General features: G+C 73.2%; 12 protein-coding genes. 3 read left to right on the forward strand and 9 right to left on the reverse strand.

What is annotated here, in order from left to right:
* Positions 1-2: 2 nt before the first annotated feature.
* From IMZ35_RS03995 to IMZ35_RS04015, 5 genes are all read right to left on the reverse strand, one after another.
* On the reverse strand, positions 3-1,751 hold the full coding sequence (locus IMZ35_RS03995) for an LpqB family beta-propeller domain-containing protein (RefSeq protein WP_199439446.1): 1,749 nt from the start codon (positions 1,749-1,751) through the stop codon (positions 3-5).
* Positions 1,748-3,493, reverse strand: a complete 1,746-nt coding sequence (gene mtrB, locus IMZ35_RS04000) for an MtrAB system histidine kinase MtrB (RefSeq protein ID WP_199439447.1) — start codon at positions 3,491-3,493, stop codon at positions 1,748-1,750. The genes IMZ35_RS03995 and mtrB overlap by 4 nt, the downstream gene beginning before the upstream one ends.
* 10 nt (positions 3,494-3,503) lie before the next feature.
* Complete coding sequence (gene mtrA / locus IMZ35_RS04005; protein WP_199439448.1) at positions 3,504-4,181, reverse strand: MtrAB system response regulator MtrA; 678 nt, start codon at positions 4,179-4,181, stop codon at positions 3,504-3,506.
* A 228-nt stretch (positions 4,182-4,409) separates the two neighbouring features.
* Positions 4,410-5,246 carry a class I SAM-dependent methyltransferase gene (locus IMZ35_RS04010; protein ID WP_199439449.1) on the reverse strand — a complete coding sequence of 279 codons (837 nt, stop codon included), beginning with the start codon at positions 5,244-5,246 and terminating at the stop codon, positions 4,410-4,412.
* Complete coding sequence (locus IMZ35_RS04015; RefSeq protein WP_307867731.1) at positions 5,246-5,887, reverse strand: dTMP kinase; 642 nt, start codon at positions 5,885-5,887, stop codon at positions 5,246-5,248. The genes IMZ35_RS04010 and IMZ35_RS04015 overlap by 1 nt, the downstream gene beginning before the upstream one ends.
* 156 nt (positions 5,888-6,043) lie before the next feature.
* Here IMZ35_RS04015 and IMZ35_RS04020 point away from each other — a divergent pair, with 156 nt between their 5' ends.
* Positions 6,044-6,958: a hypothetical protein gene (locus tag IMZ35_RS04020; RefSeq protein ID WP_307867763.1), complete on the forward strand. Its 915-nt coding sequence runs from the start codon at positions 6,044-6,046 to the stop codon at positions 6,956-6,958.
* Between the two features lie 52 nt (positions 6,959-7,010).
* Here IMZ35_RS04020 and ahcY read toward each other — a convergent pair whose 3' ends face one another.
* On the reverse strand, positions 7,011-8,474 hold the full coding sequence (ahcY, locus tag IMZ35_RS04025; RefSeq protein WP_199439450.1) for an adenosylhomocysteinase: 1,464 nt from the start codon (positions 8,472-8,474) through the stop codon (positions 7,011-7,013).
* A gap of 170 nt (positions 8,475-8,644) precedes the next feature.
* Between ahcY and IMZ35_RS04030 the strand changes: the two genes are divergently transcribed.
* Positions 8,645-11,065, forward strand: a complete 2,421-nt coding sequence (locus tag IMZ35_RS04030; RefSeq protein ID WP_438816821.1) for a hypothetical protein — start codon at positions 8,645-8,647, stop codon at positions 11,063-11,065.
* On the opposite strand, the gene IMZ35_RS04035 is transcribed toward IMZ35_RS04030, so the two are convergent.
* On the reverse strand, positions 11,062-12,339 hold the full coding sequence (locus tag IMZ35_RS04035) for a glutamate mutase L (RefSeq protein WP_307867734.1): 1,278 nt from the start codon (positions 12,337-12,339) through the stop codon (positions 11,062-11,064). The two genes, IMZ35_RS04030 and IMZ35_RS04035, sit on opposite strands and share 4 nt — an antisense overlap.
* A gap of 111 nt (positions 12,340-12,450) precedes the next feature.
* Entirely contained in the window at positions 12,451-13,956 is a 1,506-nt protein-coding gene (locus IMZ35_RS04040; protein ID WP_199439453.1) for an amino acid permease, read from the reverse strand.
* A gap of 162 nt (positions 13,957-14,118) precedes the next feature.
* Between IMZ35_RS04040 and IMZ35_RS04045 the strand changes: the two genes are divergently transcribed.
* A complete protein-coding gene (locus tag IMZ35_RS04045) occupies positions 14,119-15,276 on the forward strand; it encodes a chymotrypsin family serine protease (RefSeq protein WP_199439454.1) in 1,158 nt (385 codons plus the stop codon).
* Between the two features lie 59 nt (positions 15,277-15,335).
* Here IMZ35_RS04045 and IMZ35_RS04050 read toward each other — a convergent pair whose 3' ends face one another.
* Complete coding sequence (locus IMZ35_RS04050; protein WP_199439455.1) at positions 15,336-16,253, reverse strand: cation diffusion facilitator family transporter; 918 nt, start codon at positions 16,251-16,253, stop codon at positions 15,336-15,338.
* Positions 16,254-16,276 lie beyond the last annotated feature (23 nt).

Genomic DNA, 16,276 nt, shown 5'->3' on the forward strand with positions numbered 1-16,276 from the left:
GCTCAGCCGGGGTAGAACACGATCGAGCGAGGCTCGGGGTTGAACGCCACACCCCGCCAGACCTCGCCGACGTCGCTGGCCGTCCACAGCCCGCTCTGGTCGGACACCACGACCGGGCGGTTCTGCTCCGCCGCCACCGAGACGACCGGCAGGGTCAGGTTCGACGTGCCGTAGCGCTCCATCTTCAGCCCGTCGACGTACACCTTGGAGATCGCCTGCGACCCCTGCGTGGTCGTCGCGACCAGCACGTCCTGCGACAGCCAGTCCGCGGACTGCACGTTGTTGCCGAGCGCGGCGGGCTGGAGCTGCATGGCCACCCGGATCGTCACCGAGTCCGCGTCGCGCACCACGGCGCCGACGAACAGCTTGTTCGCGACGACCGCGGCCACCCGCGTGCCGTCCCGCGACAGCCGCAGCTCGCTGATCGAGCCGAGCTGGGTGAGCGCGGAGGCGTTGACCGCACCCGCGCGCCAGCCGTTCGTCCCGCGCACGACCCGCACGACGTTGGTCCCGTCCGCGACGGTCCACACCTCGTCGCTGGGCTGGTCCTGCGCGCCGCTGAGCAGCCACGTCGGCCTGGTCAGGGCCTTCGCGGGCAGCTCGACCAGCGGCAGCTCCTGGCCCAGCTCGCCGACCCGCAGCCGCGCCGCGCCGTCGTCCGGCTCGCTCACCACGGCGATGCCCCTGCCGTCGAGGGACTGCGCCGCGCTCTGCACGTCGTACGCTCCGGTGCCGGCCGAACCGCCGACGGGCGCCCCGTCGGAGAGCGACACGAGCCGCCCGTCGGTCACGACCATGCCGTGCAGGTCGGCGTCGGGCCTGGCCAGCGACTCGCCGGTCTGCACGTCCGACTGCCGCCAGTCCACCTGCTCGGACAGGATCGGCACGCCCTCCACCAGCACGCGCACCCGGCTGCTGGACACACCGGCGAACGACTTCACCAGCTGCGCCACGATGTGCTTGCGGGCCTGCGGTGTCAGGTCGCCGACCTCGGCGAGGTCGACCTCCAGGGCGCCGTCGTCGGCCTCCTGCACGTTCTTGCGCAGCACCGCGCTCGGGCTGAGCGCGCTGGAGACCGCGCCCCGCATGCTGTCCGACGGCCCCCGCACCAGCAGGTCCATCACCCGCTGCGGGATCTCCGTGACGAGGGTGCTCTCCACGTAGCGCGCGTCGGGCACCAGGACGGTGAAGTCCGGGTTGTAGAAGTGCAGCGTGACGCGCTGGTAGAACTTGTTGAAGCCCGCCGTCGTCATGTAGACGCCGTTGGGCGGCTCCGAGATGCGCCACTGGCCGTCGGGCTGCTTCTCCACCCGCACGCTCGTGTTCAGGTCGTTGACCTCGGTCACGAACGCCTTGTCCGGCCTGGTCAGCCGACCCACCCTGCGGCCCTGGAGCTGGATCGTCTGCGCCGATCCCGCGTCCGCCCCGGTCGACTGCGGCGTCGGCACGGTGCTGAAGACCTGCTCGATGATCGTCGGCGGGACCTTCACGTCCCAGCGCCTCTGCGCGTCCTCGGTGAGGTACGCCTTGGCCTCGGCGAAGTCCCCGTTGGGGTTGGCCGAGGCGTCGACGAAGTCGCGGACGAGCATCAGCGGGTCGTCGTCGTTGTCCGGCGCGGGCGCGGTGACCGCTCCCTGCCTGGGCGACGAGGCGTTGATCGGCTTCGGCTGGGTCTGCGTGGGGATCGCCGCGCACCCGGCGATCGGCAGCAGCGCCACGACCAGCGCCAGCAGGCGCGCACGGGTCGTCATCGGACCTCCTCGCGCTCTCCCTCGACGGGTTCGGCCGGCTGCCAGGTGATCTCCTCCGGCCGCAGCTCCACCTCGTCGGGCTCCGGTTCCCCGGCCGCGGCGTCCGCCCCGGCCTCCGCCGGCCGCTGGAGGTCGGGCGGCTCCAGCGGCAGCGGGCTGCCGGTCAGCTCGTGGCCGTGCTTGCAGGGCAGCGTCAGGCGGAACGCCGCGCCCCGGCCGCGCTCGCCCCACGCCTCCAGCCACCCGCCGTGCAGCCGCGCGTCCTCCAGGCTGATCGACAGGCCGAGACCGGTGCCGCCGGTGCGGCGGTTGCGCGACGGGTCGGCGCGCCAGAAGCGGTTGAACACCAGGTCGGCCTCACCGGGCCGCATGCCGACGCCGTGGTCGCGCACGACGACGGCGACCGCGTGGTGGTCGCTGCGCAGGGTCAGCTCGACGGGCAGGCCCTCGCCGTGGTCGATGGCGTTGGCCAGCAGGTTGCGCAGGACGCGCTCGACCCGCCGCGCGTCGACCTCGGCCAGCACCTCGTGGTCGGGCAGGCCCATCACGACGGTCGTGCCGGTGCCGTTGGCGATGGCCCGCACGGAGTCGTGCGCCCGCCGGGCCAGCACCCGCACGTCCACGGTCTCCGCGGCCAGCTCCTCCACGCCCGCGTCGAGCCTGCTGATCTCCAGCAGGTCGCCGAGCAGCGACTCGAACCGGTCGAGCTCGTCGACCAGGAGCTCGGTGGAGCGGGCGAGACCGCTGGGGAACTGCTCGCGGGAGGCGTGCAGCACGTCGGCCGCCATGCGCACGGTGGTCAGGGGTGTGCGCAGCTCGTGGGAGACGTCGGAGGTGAAGCGCCGCTGGAGCTGGCCGAACTCCTCCAGCTGGTGGATCTGCTCCTGGATGCTCTCGGCCATCTCGTTGTAGGACTCGGCCAGTCGCGCCACGTCGTCCTCGCCGACCACCGGCATCCGCTCGTCGAGGCTGCCGTCGGCGAAGCGCTCGGCGACCTCGGCGGCCTGGCGCACCGGGCGCACGACCTGCCGGGTGACCAGGTTCGCGATCATGGCCAGCAGCACGAGCAGCACGACGCCGCCGACGACGAGGGTGCTCTGCACGACCTCGGAGGTGCGCTGCTCGCTGGTGAGCGGGAACAGCAGGTAGAGCTGCATCGCGCGGGCCGAGGTGTTCACCGGTGCGCCGTAGACGAGCAGGGTCGTGGTGCCCGTCTCGCGCTGCACGGTGTGGATCTGGGTGGCCGAGCCGCCGGACTCGACGAGCTGGCGCAGTTCGGCGGGCACGTCGGGGAAGGGGCCGACCGCGGGGACCAGGCCGCCGGACTCGACGCCGCCGCCGTCCGCCAGCACGGGCTCGAACGCGCCCGCGCCCGCCGTCGTGGCGTCCTGGCCCGATCCGGCGCTGGTCAGCTTGTTGACGGCGCTGACGAACCGGGTCTTCACGCTGTCCGGTCCGGGGTTCAGACCGGACAGGTCCGGCTGCACGGCGAGCGCGCTGGTGTTGCCCTGGCGGATCACCGCCGCGGTCTTCGTCTCCAGCAGCTGGTCGGTGATCTGCACCTGGAGCACCATCCCCAGCACGAACACCACGGCCGAGGAGAGCGCGAGCGTGCTGACCACGACGCGGAGCTGCAGCGAGCGGCGCCAGAGTCCGCCGAAGGCCAGCCAGTGCCCGTGCGCCTGATCGGCCGCGCGCTGCGCGAGGCGCAGAGCGCGACGGCCGATCCGGGTGGTCCTCATCGCCCGCCTGTCACGGCGGACCCGCCTTGTAGCCGACGCCGCGGACGGTCAGCACGACCTCGGGGTGCTCCGGGTCGCGCTCGACCTTGGAGCGCAGGCGCTGGACGTGCACGTTCACCAGCCTGGTGTCGGCGGCGTGCCGGTAGCCCCACACCTGTTCGAGCAGCACCTCCCTGGTGAACACCTGGCGCGGCTTGCGCGCCAGGGCGACGAGGAGGTCGAACTCCAGCGGGGTGAGCTGGATGGGCTTGCCCTCGCGCAGCACCTCGTGACCGGGGACGTCGATCGTCAGGTCGCCGATGGCGAGCACCTCGGCGGGCTCGGCCTCGGTGCGCCGCAGACGGGCCCGGATGCGGGCCACCAGCTCCTTCGGCTTGAACGGCTTGACCACGTAGTCGTCGGCGCCGGACTCCAGCCCGAGCACGATGTCCACCGTGTCGCTCTTCGCCGTGAGCATCACGATCGGCACCCCGGACTCGGAGCGGATCGCCTTGCAGACGTCGATGCCGTTCATGCCGGGCAGCATGAGGTCCAGCAGGACCAGGTCGGGCTTCAGCTCCCGCAGGGCGGGCAGGGCACGGGCACCGTCGGCGACCACCGCGGTGTCGAAGCCCTCACCCCGCAGCACGATGGTCAGCATCTCCGCCAGAGCGGGGTCGTCGTCCACCACCAGCACACGTGCCTTCATGCCCGACATCGTCGCACTGCCCGCCGCGCGCACCTGCACCGCCCGGTGATCATCGCTGCTGGTCGTCGCACGGGTCCGGTCAGTAACCGGCCACTGCCGCCGTTCCACCTGGGCACACCTCGCACCGTTCGCACCAACGCCGAAGTCCTGTTCTGCGACTATTACGCAACAAAGTCACAGTTCGTTACGGACAGTCGCCCACTCGGAGACAAAACCCACCCGAACGGACTAATCGGACCGTGACATCTGGGCGTCGACCAACCAGATGCGCGCGTCGCCCACCCTGCGCGGGTCGGTGATGCCGGGCGCCGGGCGGCCGGACGCCGCGGCCAGCGCGCTCTCGTCCGCGACCTCGGGCACCCAGCCGTGCCCGGTGAGCCAGGTGTCCGGGTCGTCGACGTGCGAGTACCACTCGGCGTCGAGCTTCGAGAACTGCCGGTGCACCTCCCGCATCTGCGGCAGCCGCCGGAACGCACCGTTGACGTGCTCGACGGCGAGGCGGCTGCCGGGCGCGGACAGCAGGCCGATCCGGTCGAGCAGCCCGGCGGCCTCGTCCGGGCGCAGGAACATCAGCACGCCCTCCACCAGCCACGCCGTGCTGCGGCGGGGGTCGAACCCGGCGGCGAGCAGCGCGTCCGGCCAGCGTCCGCGCAGATCGGCCGGCACCACGACGCGGTGGCACGCCGGGACCGCGCTCGCCAGCACCGCGTCCTTGAAGTCGATGAGCTCGGGCAGGTCGACCTCGAAGACGGTGGTGCCTCCCGGCCAGGGCAACCGGTGCGCCCTGGCGTCCAGGCCGACCGCCACGAGCACCACCTGCGCGCAGCCGAGGGCGGTGGCGCGCAGCAGCACGTCGTCGAAGAAGCGGGTGCGCAGCACGAAGTGCTCCCCGGCCAGGCCGCAGACGCCGGACAGGTCGGCGACGCCGCCCGCGGCCTCCACCAGCTCGCCGGCGAACGGGTCGGCGAACAGCCGGTCGGGCCGCTCGTGCTCGGCGGCCCTGGCCGCGGCGGTCAGCACGGCGGTGCGCGACACGCCCCGCGGCGCGCGGGTCCGCGTCGTCATCACGTGACCAGCGAGGCGGCGAGCGCGTCGAGGTCCACCGCGGAGGCGCCGTCGAGCACCCGCCAGGGCGCGAGCCACCCGGCCGCGGCGAGGTCGTCGTAGACGAAGGCGCACCGCTGCTGGAGCCCCGCGTCGGACTCGTAGGCGTCCCGGTCGCGGCCGGCGTCGACCTCCTCGCGCCTGGCTGCGCGGTCGGCCGCGACCTCGGTGGGAACCCTGAGCAGCAGGTGCAGGTCGGGGACGGGCAGCCCGAAGCGCTCGATCTCCAGCTCGCGCACCCACGCCACGAACTCGCCGCTCGCGCTCTGGTGCAGCCGCGCGGCGCCGTAGGCGGCGTTGGAGGCCACGTACCGGTCCAACAGCACGACGTCGAACTTCTCCAGGTCGGTGCGGATCTGCTCCGCCGCGTCGCGCCGGTCCAGCGCGTAGAGGACGGACATGCCGTGCACCGAGTCGGTCAGGTCGCCGAGCCGTCCGTGCAGCGCCTCGCGGACGAGGTCGGCGTGCACGTCCCGCCCGTAGCGGGGGAACGCCCCGCTCACCACCTCGGCACCGCGCGCCACGAGCGCGTCGGTCAGCGCCGCCGCGAGCGTGCGCTTGCCCGCACCGTCCAGTCCCTCGACCACCACCAGCTTTCCCACGGGAACAACACTAGGCGGAGGCCCTGAGTGGCCGCCGGACACCCGACCGGGCGCATCACCTGACCCACACGGGTGACGGGACATCTTCCGGACGGTGATATGAGTGACTACTGTGAATCTTCACTCGGGGGTGTGAACGCCGATGCTCGGAAGGTGGTGCCGCGGTTGAGCGGTGATCTGCCGGCTCCACTCGCGGAGACGCTGCGCTACGGCCCCTTCCACCGCGCCCTGCGCGACGCCATCGCCCACCGCGGCGTGTCGCTGGCCCGGCTGCGCGCCGAGCTGGAGCGCCGGGGCGTTCAGGTCGGACAGTCCACGCTCAGCTACTGGCAGCGTGGACTGCGTCACCCGGAAGTGCCGCGCGCGATGGGCACCGTGCAGGCGCTGGAGGACGTGCTCGGGTTGCCGCAGGGATCGCTGGTCTCCCTGATCGGGCCGCGCCGGGCCCAGCCGGTGCCGGCCGTGTTCGCCGAGTTCACCCCGCTGCTCGCGGAGTTCGAGTCGATCGGCGAGAGCGGTCGCGCCAACGCCGACCTGGACGTGCTCGCCGTGCACGACACCGTGGTCGTCGGCGCGATGCGGGAGCGCCGGGTGATCACGACCCGGCTCGTCCTGCGGGCGCTGAGATCGGGGCCCGACCGGTACCTGGCGGTGCACCAGGGCGACGAGGGCAGTGCCATCGGCAACACCGTGGTGCGCCCGGCGGAGGGGTGCCGGCAGGGGCGGGTGCGCCGGGAGGGCGCGTCGCGCGGGCTGGCCGTGGAGCTGCTGTTCGACCGCAGGCTCGCGAGCGGCGAGGAGCACGTCCTGAGCTTCACCGTCGTGGACGACCCCGGCGGTCCCACGGCCGGTCACCTGCGGACCTTCCGCGAGCCGTGCCCCAGCTACCTGGCGCAGCTCGCCTTCCACCGGCGGGCGCTCCCGGCGAGGTGCACCAAGCAGTTCCTGACGGCTCCCGGCGCGACGCCGGTCGAGGTCGAGGAGCTGGTGTGCGGCCTCGGCGGTGTGGCCAGCGCCTACTTCACCGAGGTGGGACCGGGGTCGGCCGGCATCGGCGTCGAGTGGAGCTGAGCGCGGGGCGCGTCCGCCGGACCTCCTCCGGCGGACGCGCCCCGCGGCGATCTCAGTAGCGGTAGTGCTCGGGCTTGTACGGGCCCTCGACGTCGACGTCGATGTACTCGGCCTGCTCCTTGGTCAGCTTGGTGAGCTGACCGCCCAGCGCCTCCAGGTGGATGCGCGCGACCTTCTCGTCGAGCACCTTGGGCAGGCGGTAGACCTCGTTGTCGTACTCCTCGAACTTGGTGAACAGCTCGACCTGGGCGATCACCTGGTTGGAGAAGGAGTTCGACATCACGAAGCTCGGGTGACCGGTGGCGTTGCCCAGGTTCAGCAGGCGGCCCTCGGACAGCACGATGATCGAGTGGCCGTCGGGGAAGACCCACTCGTCGACCTGCGGCTTGATGTTGATCCTGTGGATGCCGGGGTAGCGGGCCAGCCCGGCCATGTCCAGCTCGTTGTCGAAGTGGCCGATGTTGCCCAGGATCGCCTGGTGCTTCATCTGCGCCATGTGCTGCGCGGTCACGACGTCCTTGTTGCCCGTCGTGGTGATGACCAGGTCGGCCCGGCCCAGCACGTCCTCCAGCCGCTGCACGTCGTAGCCGTCCATCGCCGCCTGGAGCGCGCAGATCGGGTCGATCTCGGTGATGATCACCCGAGCGCCCTGGCCGCGCAGCGACTCCGCCGCGCCCTTGCCGACGTCGCCGTAGCCGCACACCACGGCGACCTTGCCGCCGATCAGCACGTCGGTGCCGCGGTTGATGCCGTCGATCAGCGAGTGTCGGATGCCGTAGCGGTTGTCGAACTTCGACTTCGTCACCGCGTCGTTGACGTTGATCGCCGGGAACAGCAGGTCACCGGCGGCGGCGAGCTGGTACAGCCGCATGACGCCCGTGGTGGTCTCCTCGGTCACGCCGCGGATGCCCTCGGCGATCTTGGTCCACTTGCCGCTGTCCGCGGCCAGCGACTCCTTCAGCAGCCCCAGGAAGACCTTCCACTCGTCGGAGTCGTCCTCCTCCGCCGGAGGCACGACACCGGCCTGCTCGTACTGGCGGCCCCTGTGCACGAGCATGGTGGCGTCACCGCCGTCGTCCAGGATCATGTTCGGGCCCTGGCCGTCGGGCCAGGTCAGCATCTGCTCGGCGGTCCACCAGTACTCCTCCAGCGTCTCGCCCTTCCAGGCGAACACCGGAACGCCCTGCGGCTCCTCCTCGGTGCCGTGCGGGCCGAGGACCACGGCGGCGGCCGCGTGGTCCTGGGTGGAGAAGATGTTGCACGAGGCCCACCGGACCTCGGCGCCGAGCGAGACCAGCGTCTCGATGAGCACGGCCGTCTGCACGGTCATGTGCAGGGAGCCGGACACGCGGGCACCCCGCAGCGGGTAGACCTCGGCGTACTCCCGACGCAGAGCCATCAGGCCGGGCATCTCGTGCTCGGCGAGACGGATCTCCTTGCGGCCGAACTCGGCCAGGGAAAGGTCGGCCACAGCAAAGTCGATGCCGTTGCGGGATTGCAGCCTCTGGGCTGTCATCGCGAGTTCCTCCACGCGTTCGGTCTGGGTGCCGATCTGACAGTACCGCCCGCCACGCCGGTCTCCCGGATAGCGCGAAAGTACGCACAGATGAACCAAGATGGCCTCTCGACCTGGTACGACGGTCGAGACTCGACCGAGCAGTCGTGGTAGGGAGGCCCCCGGTGCTGATCCCCGGTCCGGACACCCGCGTCGTCGAACTGAGGGTGCACGGCGTGCAGGGCACGACCCCGGAATCGCTGGTGGACGCGGTCGCGGCAGTGGACGTGGCCGGAGACGGCACCGGCCGCGTCGTCCGACCGGCCGACCGGCTGCGTCGCCCCGCGCCGGGCCCGGTGCTCCAGGTGGAGGGACGGCCGGTGCCCCGCACGGTGGAGGGCTACCTGTGGGGCGGCATGACCTCCGGCGGACTGGCGAAGGCCACGTGGGCGCTGCTGTTCCCCTTCTGCGTCGCCAACGTCGCGCACTGGATGCTGCCGCCGGTCCGCGAGGGCAGCACGGCCGGTCGGCTGCTCGGCGTCGCGCTGCGGTCGCTGCTGCGGCTCGCCGCGCTGCTGCTGACGGTGCTGCTCGTCGTGCAGGTGGCGGTCGTGAGCCTGGACCTGCTGGCGGTGCAGTGCCTCGCGCCCGGCTCGGCCTGCCTGGACGAGGTGCCCGACCGGGTGCGCGACCTGCCGTGGTTCCGCTCGGCGACCGGGCTGCTGCCGGTGGCGCTCGCGGTGTTCGTGCTGTGGCGCGTGTCGATGGTCACGTGGCGCGTGGAGAGCGCGCACACCGCGGAGCAGGTGGAACGCGCGGAGGGCTCCGGGAGCGCACGGGCGGACCAGCCGGCGGGTGGGCTGTCCGGGCTGCCCGGCGCGCACGTGGCGACCGACCCGGACACCCCGGCGCTGCGCGCGCTGCACGCCGTGGCCGGGCTCGCGGCGGTGTCGCTGTTCGCCCTGGGCGGACCGCTCGGCCCGGCGGAGCCGGGAGTCGCGGCGACCGGCGCGTGGTTCGCCGCCCTCGCACTGGGAATCGCCTGCGCCCTGGGCGTGCTGCTGCTGGACGACCCCACGGGCGCGCGGTCCACCGGCGGCGGCCGGGTGCTGCGGGCCGTGCTGGCCCGCGCGCCGCGCCGGGTGCTGCTGGCGATCGGCGCTGCGCTGCTGCTGGTCACCACCGGCGTGCTGCGCCGCGTCCCCGACACCCTGCCCGGCGTGGACGCCGGGGTGCAGCTGATCGCCGCGCTGCTCGGTCTGGTCGTCGTGGCGCTGGCCGTGCTGCTGATCCCGGCCGCGCTGCTGGCCCGGCGCACGTGGACGTCCGTGCCGCGCGAGCTGCGGCCGTGGGCCGGGGGCTGGATGGCGGCGCCGGTGCTCGTGGTGGCCGTGCTGCTCGGCGGCGGGTTCGGCGCGGGAATCGGCCTGACCGCGCAGAAGTCGCTCGGGCACGACCTCGTCCTGCCGCGCGGCTACGACCGGGTGACGCTGCTGTGGGGCGCGGCCGGGGTGCTCGGTCTGCTGGCCGTCGTCGCGGTGGCCTCCACGACGGGGTTCGTGCGCTGGACGTCGCTGCGGCGCACGGAGTGGGCGCGCGAGGCCGCGCTGCTGCACACCGGCCGCCCGCGCGACCGGGCCCGCGCGACGCGCGCCTGGTGGTGGGCCAGGTGGGAGCGCAACCACACGCAGCACGTCCTGATCATCGTCGCCGCGGTCCTCGCGTCGGGCACGGCGCTGGCCGTCGTGCTGCGCACGAGTGACGTGGAACCGGCGTCGTGGACCCGTCCGCTGTCCGGGCTGGGCGTGCTCGTCCTCGGTCTGCTCGCCGTGGGCCTGGTGCGGCTGGTCCACCTCGCCGCGAAGCAGCCGGAGTCCGGCCGGCGGCTGGGGGTCCTCGCGGACATCGCGTCGTTCTGGCCGCGCGAGGCGCACCCGATCGTGCCGCCGTGCTACGCGTTGAAGGTCGTGCCGGAGCTGGTGGCGCGGGTGCGGGAGCACCTGCGCGACCCCGGCGTGCGGGTCGTGCTGACCGGGCACAGCCAGGGCAGCCTGCTCGCGGCGGTCGCGGTGGCCCGCCTGCTGGAGGAGCTTCCCGAGCAGGACCGGGCGCGCGTCGGCCTGCTGACGGCCGGGTCGCAGCTCCAGTGGGCCTACCCGCGCGCGTTCCCGGCCGTGGTCCCGCACGGCTCGCTGGCGGTCCTGTCCGGCGGGCTCGGCGGACGGTGGCGCGCGCTGTGCCGGGGCACGGACCCGCTGGGCGGCGCGGTGACCACGTGGGGCAGGCAGGTCTACGACGGGGCGCTGCTCGGCGTGGGCTTCCGCGCCGACGGCACCGAGGGCGCGCTGCCCGCAGCGCTGCCGGGGCCGACCGGCGCGCTGGTCCTCGGCGGTGACCACTGGTTGCCGGACCCGCAGCGCGGCCCGTTCCCCGGCCGCCGCTGGGCCTCCGGCGTGAACGCCCACACCGAGTACACCTCCGACCCCGAGTGGGACCGCGCCGTGGCGATGGCCGCCGGGCTGATCTCCGCGGAGCCGCCGCGCCCCGCGGTTCCGGGGCTGCCGCTCCTGCGCTCGCCGTTCTCCCGCTTCCCCGCTCCCGGCCCGACCTAGGTCAGCCCGCGCAGCAGGGCCGTCGCCGCGGCGGTGCGCCCCGCCTCCGCGAGCAGACCGGCCGGGGCCAGGACGTGGTCGCGGTCGACCAGGACCGACGCCGAGCGCAGGACCGGGCGCAGCACGGGATCGGCGCGCAGCACGCGCTCCACGGGCTCGGACGACGGCGCGTGCCGGAAGACGCCGCCCGACAGCACCAGCAGCCCCGCTCCCCGCGGTCCGAGGCGGCCGTCGACCAGGCGCAGGTGCCGCCGCACGGCCAGCACCGTCGCGAGACCGGCCAGCCGCAGGTCCACGGCGCGCTCCGCCTCGTCACCGGGCACCCGGTCCACCCGCGCCGCGCGGGCGAGGGCCGCCGCCTCCAGCCGCCGCGCCTCCTCCGGTTCCACGAGCCGCTCGGCGAGCGCCTCCGCGACCACGCCCGGCGCCGAGGCGCGCATCCCCAGGTCGCCCTCGACCGTGCGCCGGTCCGGGGGCAGCGCGACGGTGCGCTCCACGTCGTCGTCCACCCCGGACACCGCCGAGTACACGTCGGTGGTCGCGCCGCCGACGTCCACCACGAGCACCGCCTCCCCGCCGCCCAGCGCGGCGAACCGGGACACCCCGGCGAGCACGGCGTCCGGCGTCACCGCCCGCACGAGCCGGCGGAAGCGGGGGCCGCGCGAGAGGCCCTTGCCGCCGATGACGTGCCGCAGGAACGCCGAGCGGATCGCGGCCCTGGCCGGACCGGGCGCCAGCTCCCCCACGTCGGGCAGCACGTTGTCGCACGGCACCACCACGCGGCCGGTCGACCGCAGCAGCTCCAGCGCCTCCGCGCGCGCCGCGGTGTTGCCGGCCAGCACGACCGGGCACGCCAGCCGGTTCACGGCGAGCCGGCGCGCGTTGTGCAGCAGGACCGAGGCGTCACCGCCGTCCGTGCCGCCGACGAGCAGCACCAGGTCGGGCGCGCGGGCGCGCAGCTCGCGCAGCCCGGCGCCGGACAGCGGCCCGCTCGACACGTGGACGACCCGCGCCCCGGCCGACAGCGCGACCCGGTGCCCGGCCTCGGCGCTGACCAGCCGCTCCTGACCCACGACGGCCAGCCGCAGCCCGCCACCGGCGGAGGAGCAGAGGAGGACCTCGTCGCCCGCGTGCGTCACCGCGTCGATCCCGCGCAGCACCTCGGGCGGGGTGGTGGGGTGCTGCGCCGTGCCCAGCAGCTCGCCGTCGGGCGCGACGCGCACGGCCTTCGTCCACGTCGAGCCGACGTCGACGCACGTGATCACCCGGTCCACGCGTCCCCCAGCACGAAGGTCGTCACACGGGAAAGCCACCCGTGACACGGTCCCCGGAGATCCTCGTGGAGGGCACGCGACCGACCCGGCCCTCCCCCCGGGACGAGCACCTCAGCTCTCGCGATCGGCCGCGGTCCGCGCGCCGAGGACGGAGTGCCTGCGGCCGTAGACGAAGTACACGACCACACCGAGCGCCATCCACGCGAGGAAGCGGACCCAGGTGAGCGCGGTCAGGTTCAGCATCAGCCACAGGCAGGCCAGGATCGCGAGGACCGGCACGAACGGCACCCACGGCACGCGGAAGCCGCGCTCCAGGTCCGGCCGCGTCCGGCGCAGCACCAGCACACCGCCGGAGACCAGCACGAACGCGAACAGCGTGCCGACGTTGACCATCTCCTCCAGCTTGCCGGCCGGGAAGAAGCCCGCGGCGACGGCCACCAGGACGCCGATGACCAGCGTGACGCGCGTGGGCGTGCCGTGCGTGCCGGTCTTCGCCAGCGCGCGGGGCAGCAGGCCGTCGCGGGACATGGCGAACATGACGCGGGTCTGGCCCAGCATCAGGACCATCACGACGGTGGTCAGACCGGCGAGCGCGCCCACCGAGATGACCGCGGCGGCCCAGTCCACGCCGTTGGCGGCGAACGCGGTGGCCAGCGTGGCCTTCGTGCCGTCCCGCGTCGCCAGGGTCTCGTAGGGGACCATGCCGGTCAGCACCAGCGACACCGCGACGTACAGGACGGTGACGATCGCGAGCGATCCGAGGATGCCGCGCGGCACGGCCCGCTGCGGGTCGCGGGTCTCCTCCGCGGTGGTGGCGACGACGTCGAAGCCGATGAACGCGAAGAACACCAGCGACGCGGCGGCCAGCAGGCCGAGGACGCCGAACGAGCTGGACTCGGCCCCGGTCATCAGCGAGAACAGCGACTGCTCCAGGCCGCCGGACCCGACACCGGCCGAGCCGCCGTCCTGCGCGGGCGGGATGTAGGGGCTGTAGTTCTCGACCTTGACGTAGGTGATGCCCAGCACGATCACGAGCAGCACGACGCCGACCTTGATCCCGGTGATCACCGCGCTGACCCGCGACGACAGCTTGGTGCCCACGACGAGCAGCACCGTCAGCGCGGCGACCAGCAGCAGCGAGCCCCAGTCGACGTCGATCCCCGCCACGGACGCGGTGGTCCTGACGTCGACCCCGACGAGGCCGAGCACCTCGGCGAGGTAGAGCGACCAGCCCTTGGACACCGCCGCGGCGCCGACCGCGAACTCCAGCACCAGGTCCCAGCCGATGATCCACGCCGCGAACTCGCCGAAGGTGGCGTAGGAGAACGTGTAGGCGCTGCCCGCGACGGGCACGGTCGAGGCGAACTCCGCGTAGCACAGGGCCGCGAGGGCGCAGGCGAAGGCGGCGAGCACGAAGGCGAGCGACACCGAGGGCCCGGCGAGGTTGCCCGCGGTGCTGGCGGTGAGGGTGAAGATCCCCGCGCCGATCACGACCGCCACGCCGAAGACCGTGAGGTCCCAGGCCGTCAGGTCCTTGCGCAGCTTGGTGTCCGGCTCGTCGGTGTCCGCTATGGACTGCTCGATCGACTTCGTGCGCCACAGCCCGTTCCGCGCCACGGTGTTCCCTCCTCGTGCTGAGCTGGTGTCCGGCCCACCACCCTAGGGGGTCACCGCTGGTGAGACGTGTTCTTGTCCTGTTGTGTCGATGACACCGAAGAGGTCTGGACCATACGCTCGATCTCCGCCGCCGATCTCGTCCTCGACCCGAGGGAGACCGTCGTGACCCCTGCACGCGCCCGTCTCACCACCCTGCTCGGCACCGCCCTCCTCTCCGCCTCCCTGCTGTCCGCCACACCCGCCGCCGCCGACACCACGGGCTTCGACACCACCGCCTCCGACACCACCGCTTCGACCAGCGCCGGCCTGGCGCGGATGCTCGCCCAGCAACCCCTGGTCCGGGCGGCCGACGTGATCCAGGCCGAGGTCCTGCGCGGTGACGCGGCGGGCTTCGCCGGAATCGTCCTGCGGGACCACCACGTGCAGCTGTGGTGGAAGGGCGAGGTCCCGAAGGCGATCACCGCCGCGGTGGGCGACGCCACGCGCCACGCACCCGTGCGCGTCGAGGCGGCGGCGCACTCCAACACCGAACTGCGCGCCGCCGCGGCGGTGCTCGACGCGAAGCGGGGTCCCGGCTCACCCGTGCACGCCGTGAAGGTCCCCGCCGACGGCAGCGGCCTCGTCCTGGCCGCGCACCCCGGCCGGGACGCGCGCTCGTTCACGGCGGCGGCCGACGTCGACGTGCCGATCACGACCGTGCACGAGCAGCCGCTGACCGACGTGTCGCGGCAGAACGACGCCCCGCCGTGGAAGGGCGGGGCGACGATCGTGCTCGGCAACGCGGCGTGCACGTCCGGCGTCGCGGTGCGCAACGGCGCGGGCGCCCGCTTCCTGCTCACCGCCGGGCACTGCGGCAACCCCGGCACGCGGGTGACCGACCCCACCGGCGAGTTCATCGGCACCGCGGGCGCCAAGCACGCCGACCACGACATCATGCTGATCCCCACCGGGAACGTGGTGAACCAGCAGTACGTGGGCGGCGGCGACAGCAGCGCCACCGAGGTCGTGCGCGGCTGGGGCGACGTCTACACCGGCGAGTACCTGTGCCAGTCGGGCGTGACCAGCGCGCGGGAGACCGGCAACCCGGTCTGCGACATCAAGGTGCTGTTCTTCTACTCCGACCGGGAGGACCTGGTGGAGGGCGAGCAGATGGGCGGGCGGCCCGCGGCCAGGCCCGGTGACAGCGGCGGCCCGGTGTACGGCCCGTCGTCGGCGGGCGGCGTGATCGCGAAGGGCACCGTGACCCGCACGGCCGGCGCCCGCATCGGGTTCCAGGACTTCCGCACGGCGAACCGGGACTTCGGCGTCCACATCGCCTGACGAACGCGAGCGGGGCCGCCGCGGTCGAACCGCGGCGGCCCCGTGTGCGTCGTGCGGCGCTACTCCACCGTGCTGCGGTCCAGGTCCGGCTCCAGGTAGATCAGGCGCGCGGCCGGGACCTTGTTGCGCACCCGGTGCTCGGCGTCGTCGATCGCCTGCGCGACCTCCACCACCGGGAGGCCCGGAGCGAGGGCGATCTTGGCCGCGACGAGCAGCTCGTCGGGACCGATGTACTGCGTGCGGATGTGGATGACGCGCTGCACCTTGCCCGCGGCCAGCTCGTCGACGATCACGTCCAGCTCGGCCGGGCTCGCGCCCTCGCCGATGAGCAGGCTCTTCATCTCGATGATCAGCACGATCGCGATGACGCCCAGCAGCAAGCCGATGGAGATGGTGCCCAGCGCGTCGAACACCGGGTCGCCGGTGACCGTGGCCAGGCCGACGCCGATGAGCGCGAGGACCAGACCGATCAGCGCGCCCGCGTCCTCCAGCAGCACCACCGGCAGCTCCGGCGTCTTGGACTGCCGGATGAACTGCCACCAGGTGGCGTTGCCCTTGACCGCCTTCGACTCGACGATGGCGGTGCGGAAGCTGTAGGTCTCCAGGCCGATCGCGACGACGAGGATCACCACGGCGACCATCGGCGAGCTGAGCGCCTCCGGGTGCTGGAGCTTGTGGATGCCCTCGTAGAGCGCGAAGACCGAGCCGAGGCTGAACAGCATCAGCGCCACGACGAACGAGTAGAAGTAGCGGTCGCGGCCGAAGCCGAACGGGTGGTTCTGCGTGGCCTTGCGCTGCGACGTCTTCTGCCCGAGCAGCAGCAGGCCCTGGTTCGACGTGTCGGCCACCGAGTGCACCGACTCCGCGAGCATCGACGACGAGCCGGTGATGAGGAATCCGACGAACTTCGCCACCGCGATGCCCGCGTTGGCAAACAACGCGGCGATGATCGCCTTGGTACCGCCCCCTGCTGACACGTGTGCTCCTCGATCGAGACGTC

The organism is Umezawaea beigongshangensis, assembly GCF_016464305.1.
In the GTDB taxonomy this organism is placed as follows: Bacteria; Actinomycetota; Actinomycetes; order Mycobacteriales; family Pseudonocardiaceae; genus Umezawaea_A; species Umezawaea_A beigongshangensis.

Coding starts and splice junctions, on each gene's coding strand:
- ahcY (WP_199439450.1), bottom strand. CDS start 8,474: ATGACAGCCCAGAGGCTGCAATCCCGCAACGGCATCGACTTTGCTGTG.
- IMZ35_RS03995 (WP_199439446.1), bottom strand. CDS start 1,751: ATGACGACCCGTGCGCGCCTGCTGGCGCTGGTCGTGGCGCTGCTGCCG.
- mtrB (WP_199439447.1), bottom strand. CDS start 3,493: ATGAGGACCACCCGGATCGGCCGTCGCGCTCTGCGCCTCGCGCAGCGC.
- IMZ35_RS04010 (WP_199439449.1), bottom strand. CDS start 5,246: ATGACGACGCGGACCCGCGCGCCGCGGGGCGTGTCGCGCACCGCCGTG.
- mtrA (WP_199439448.1), bottom strand. CDS start 4,181: ATGAAGGCACGTGTGCTGGTGGTGGACGACGACCCCGCTCTGGCGGAG.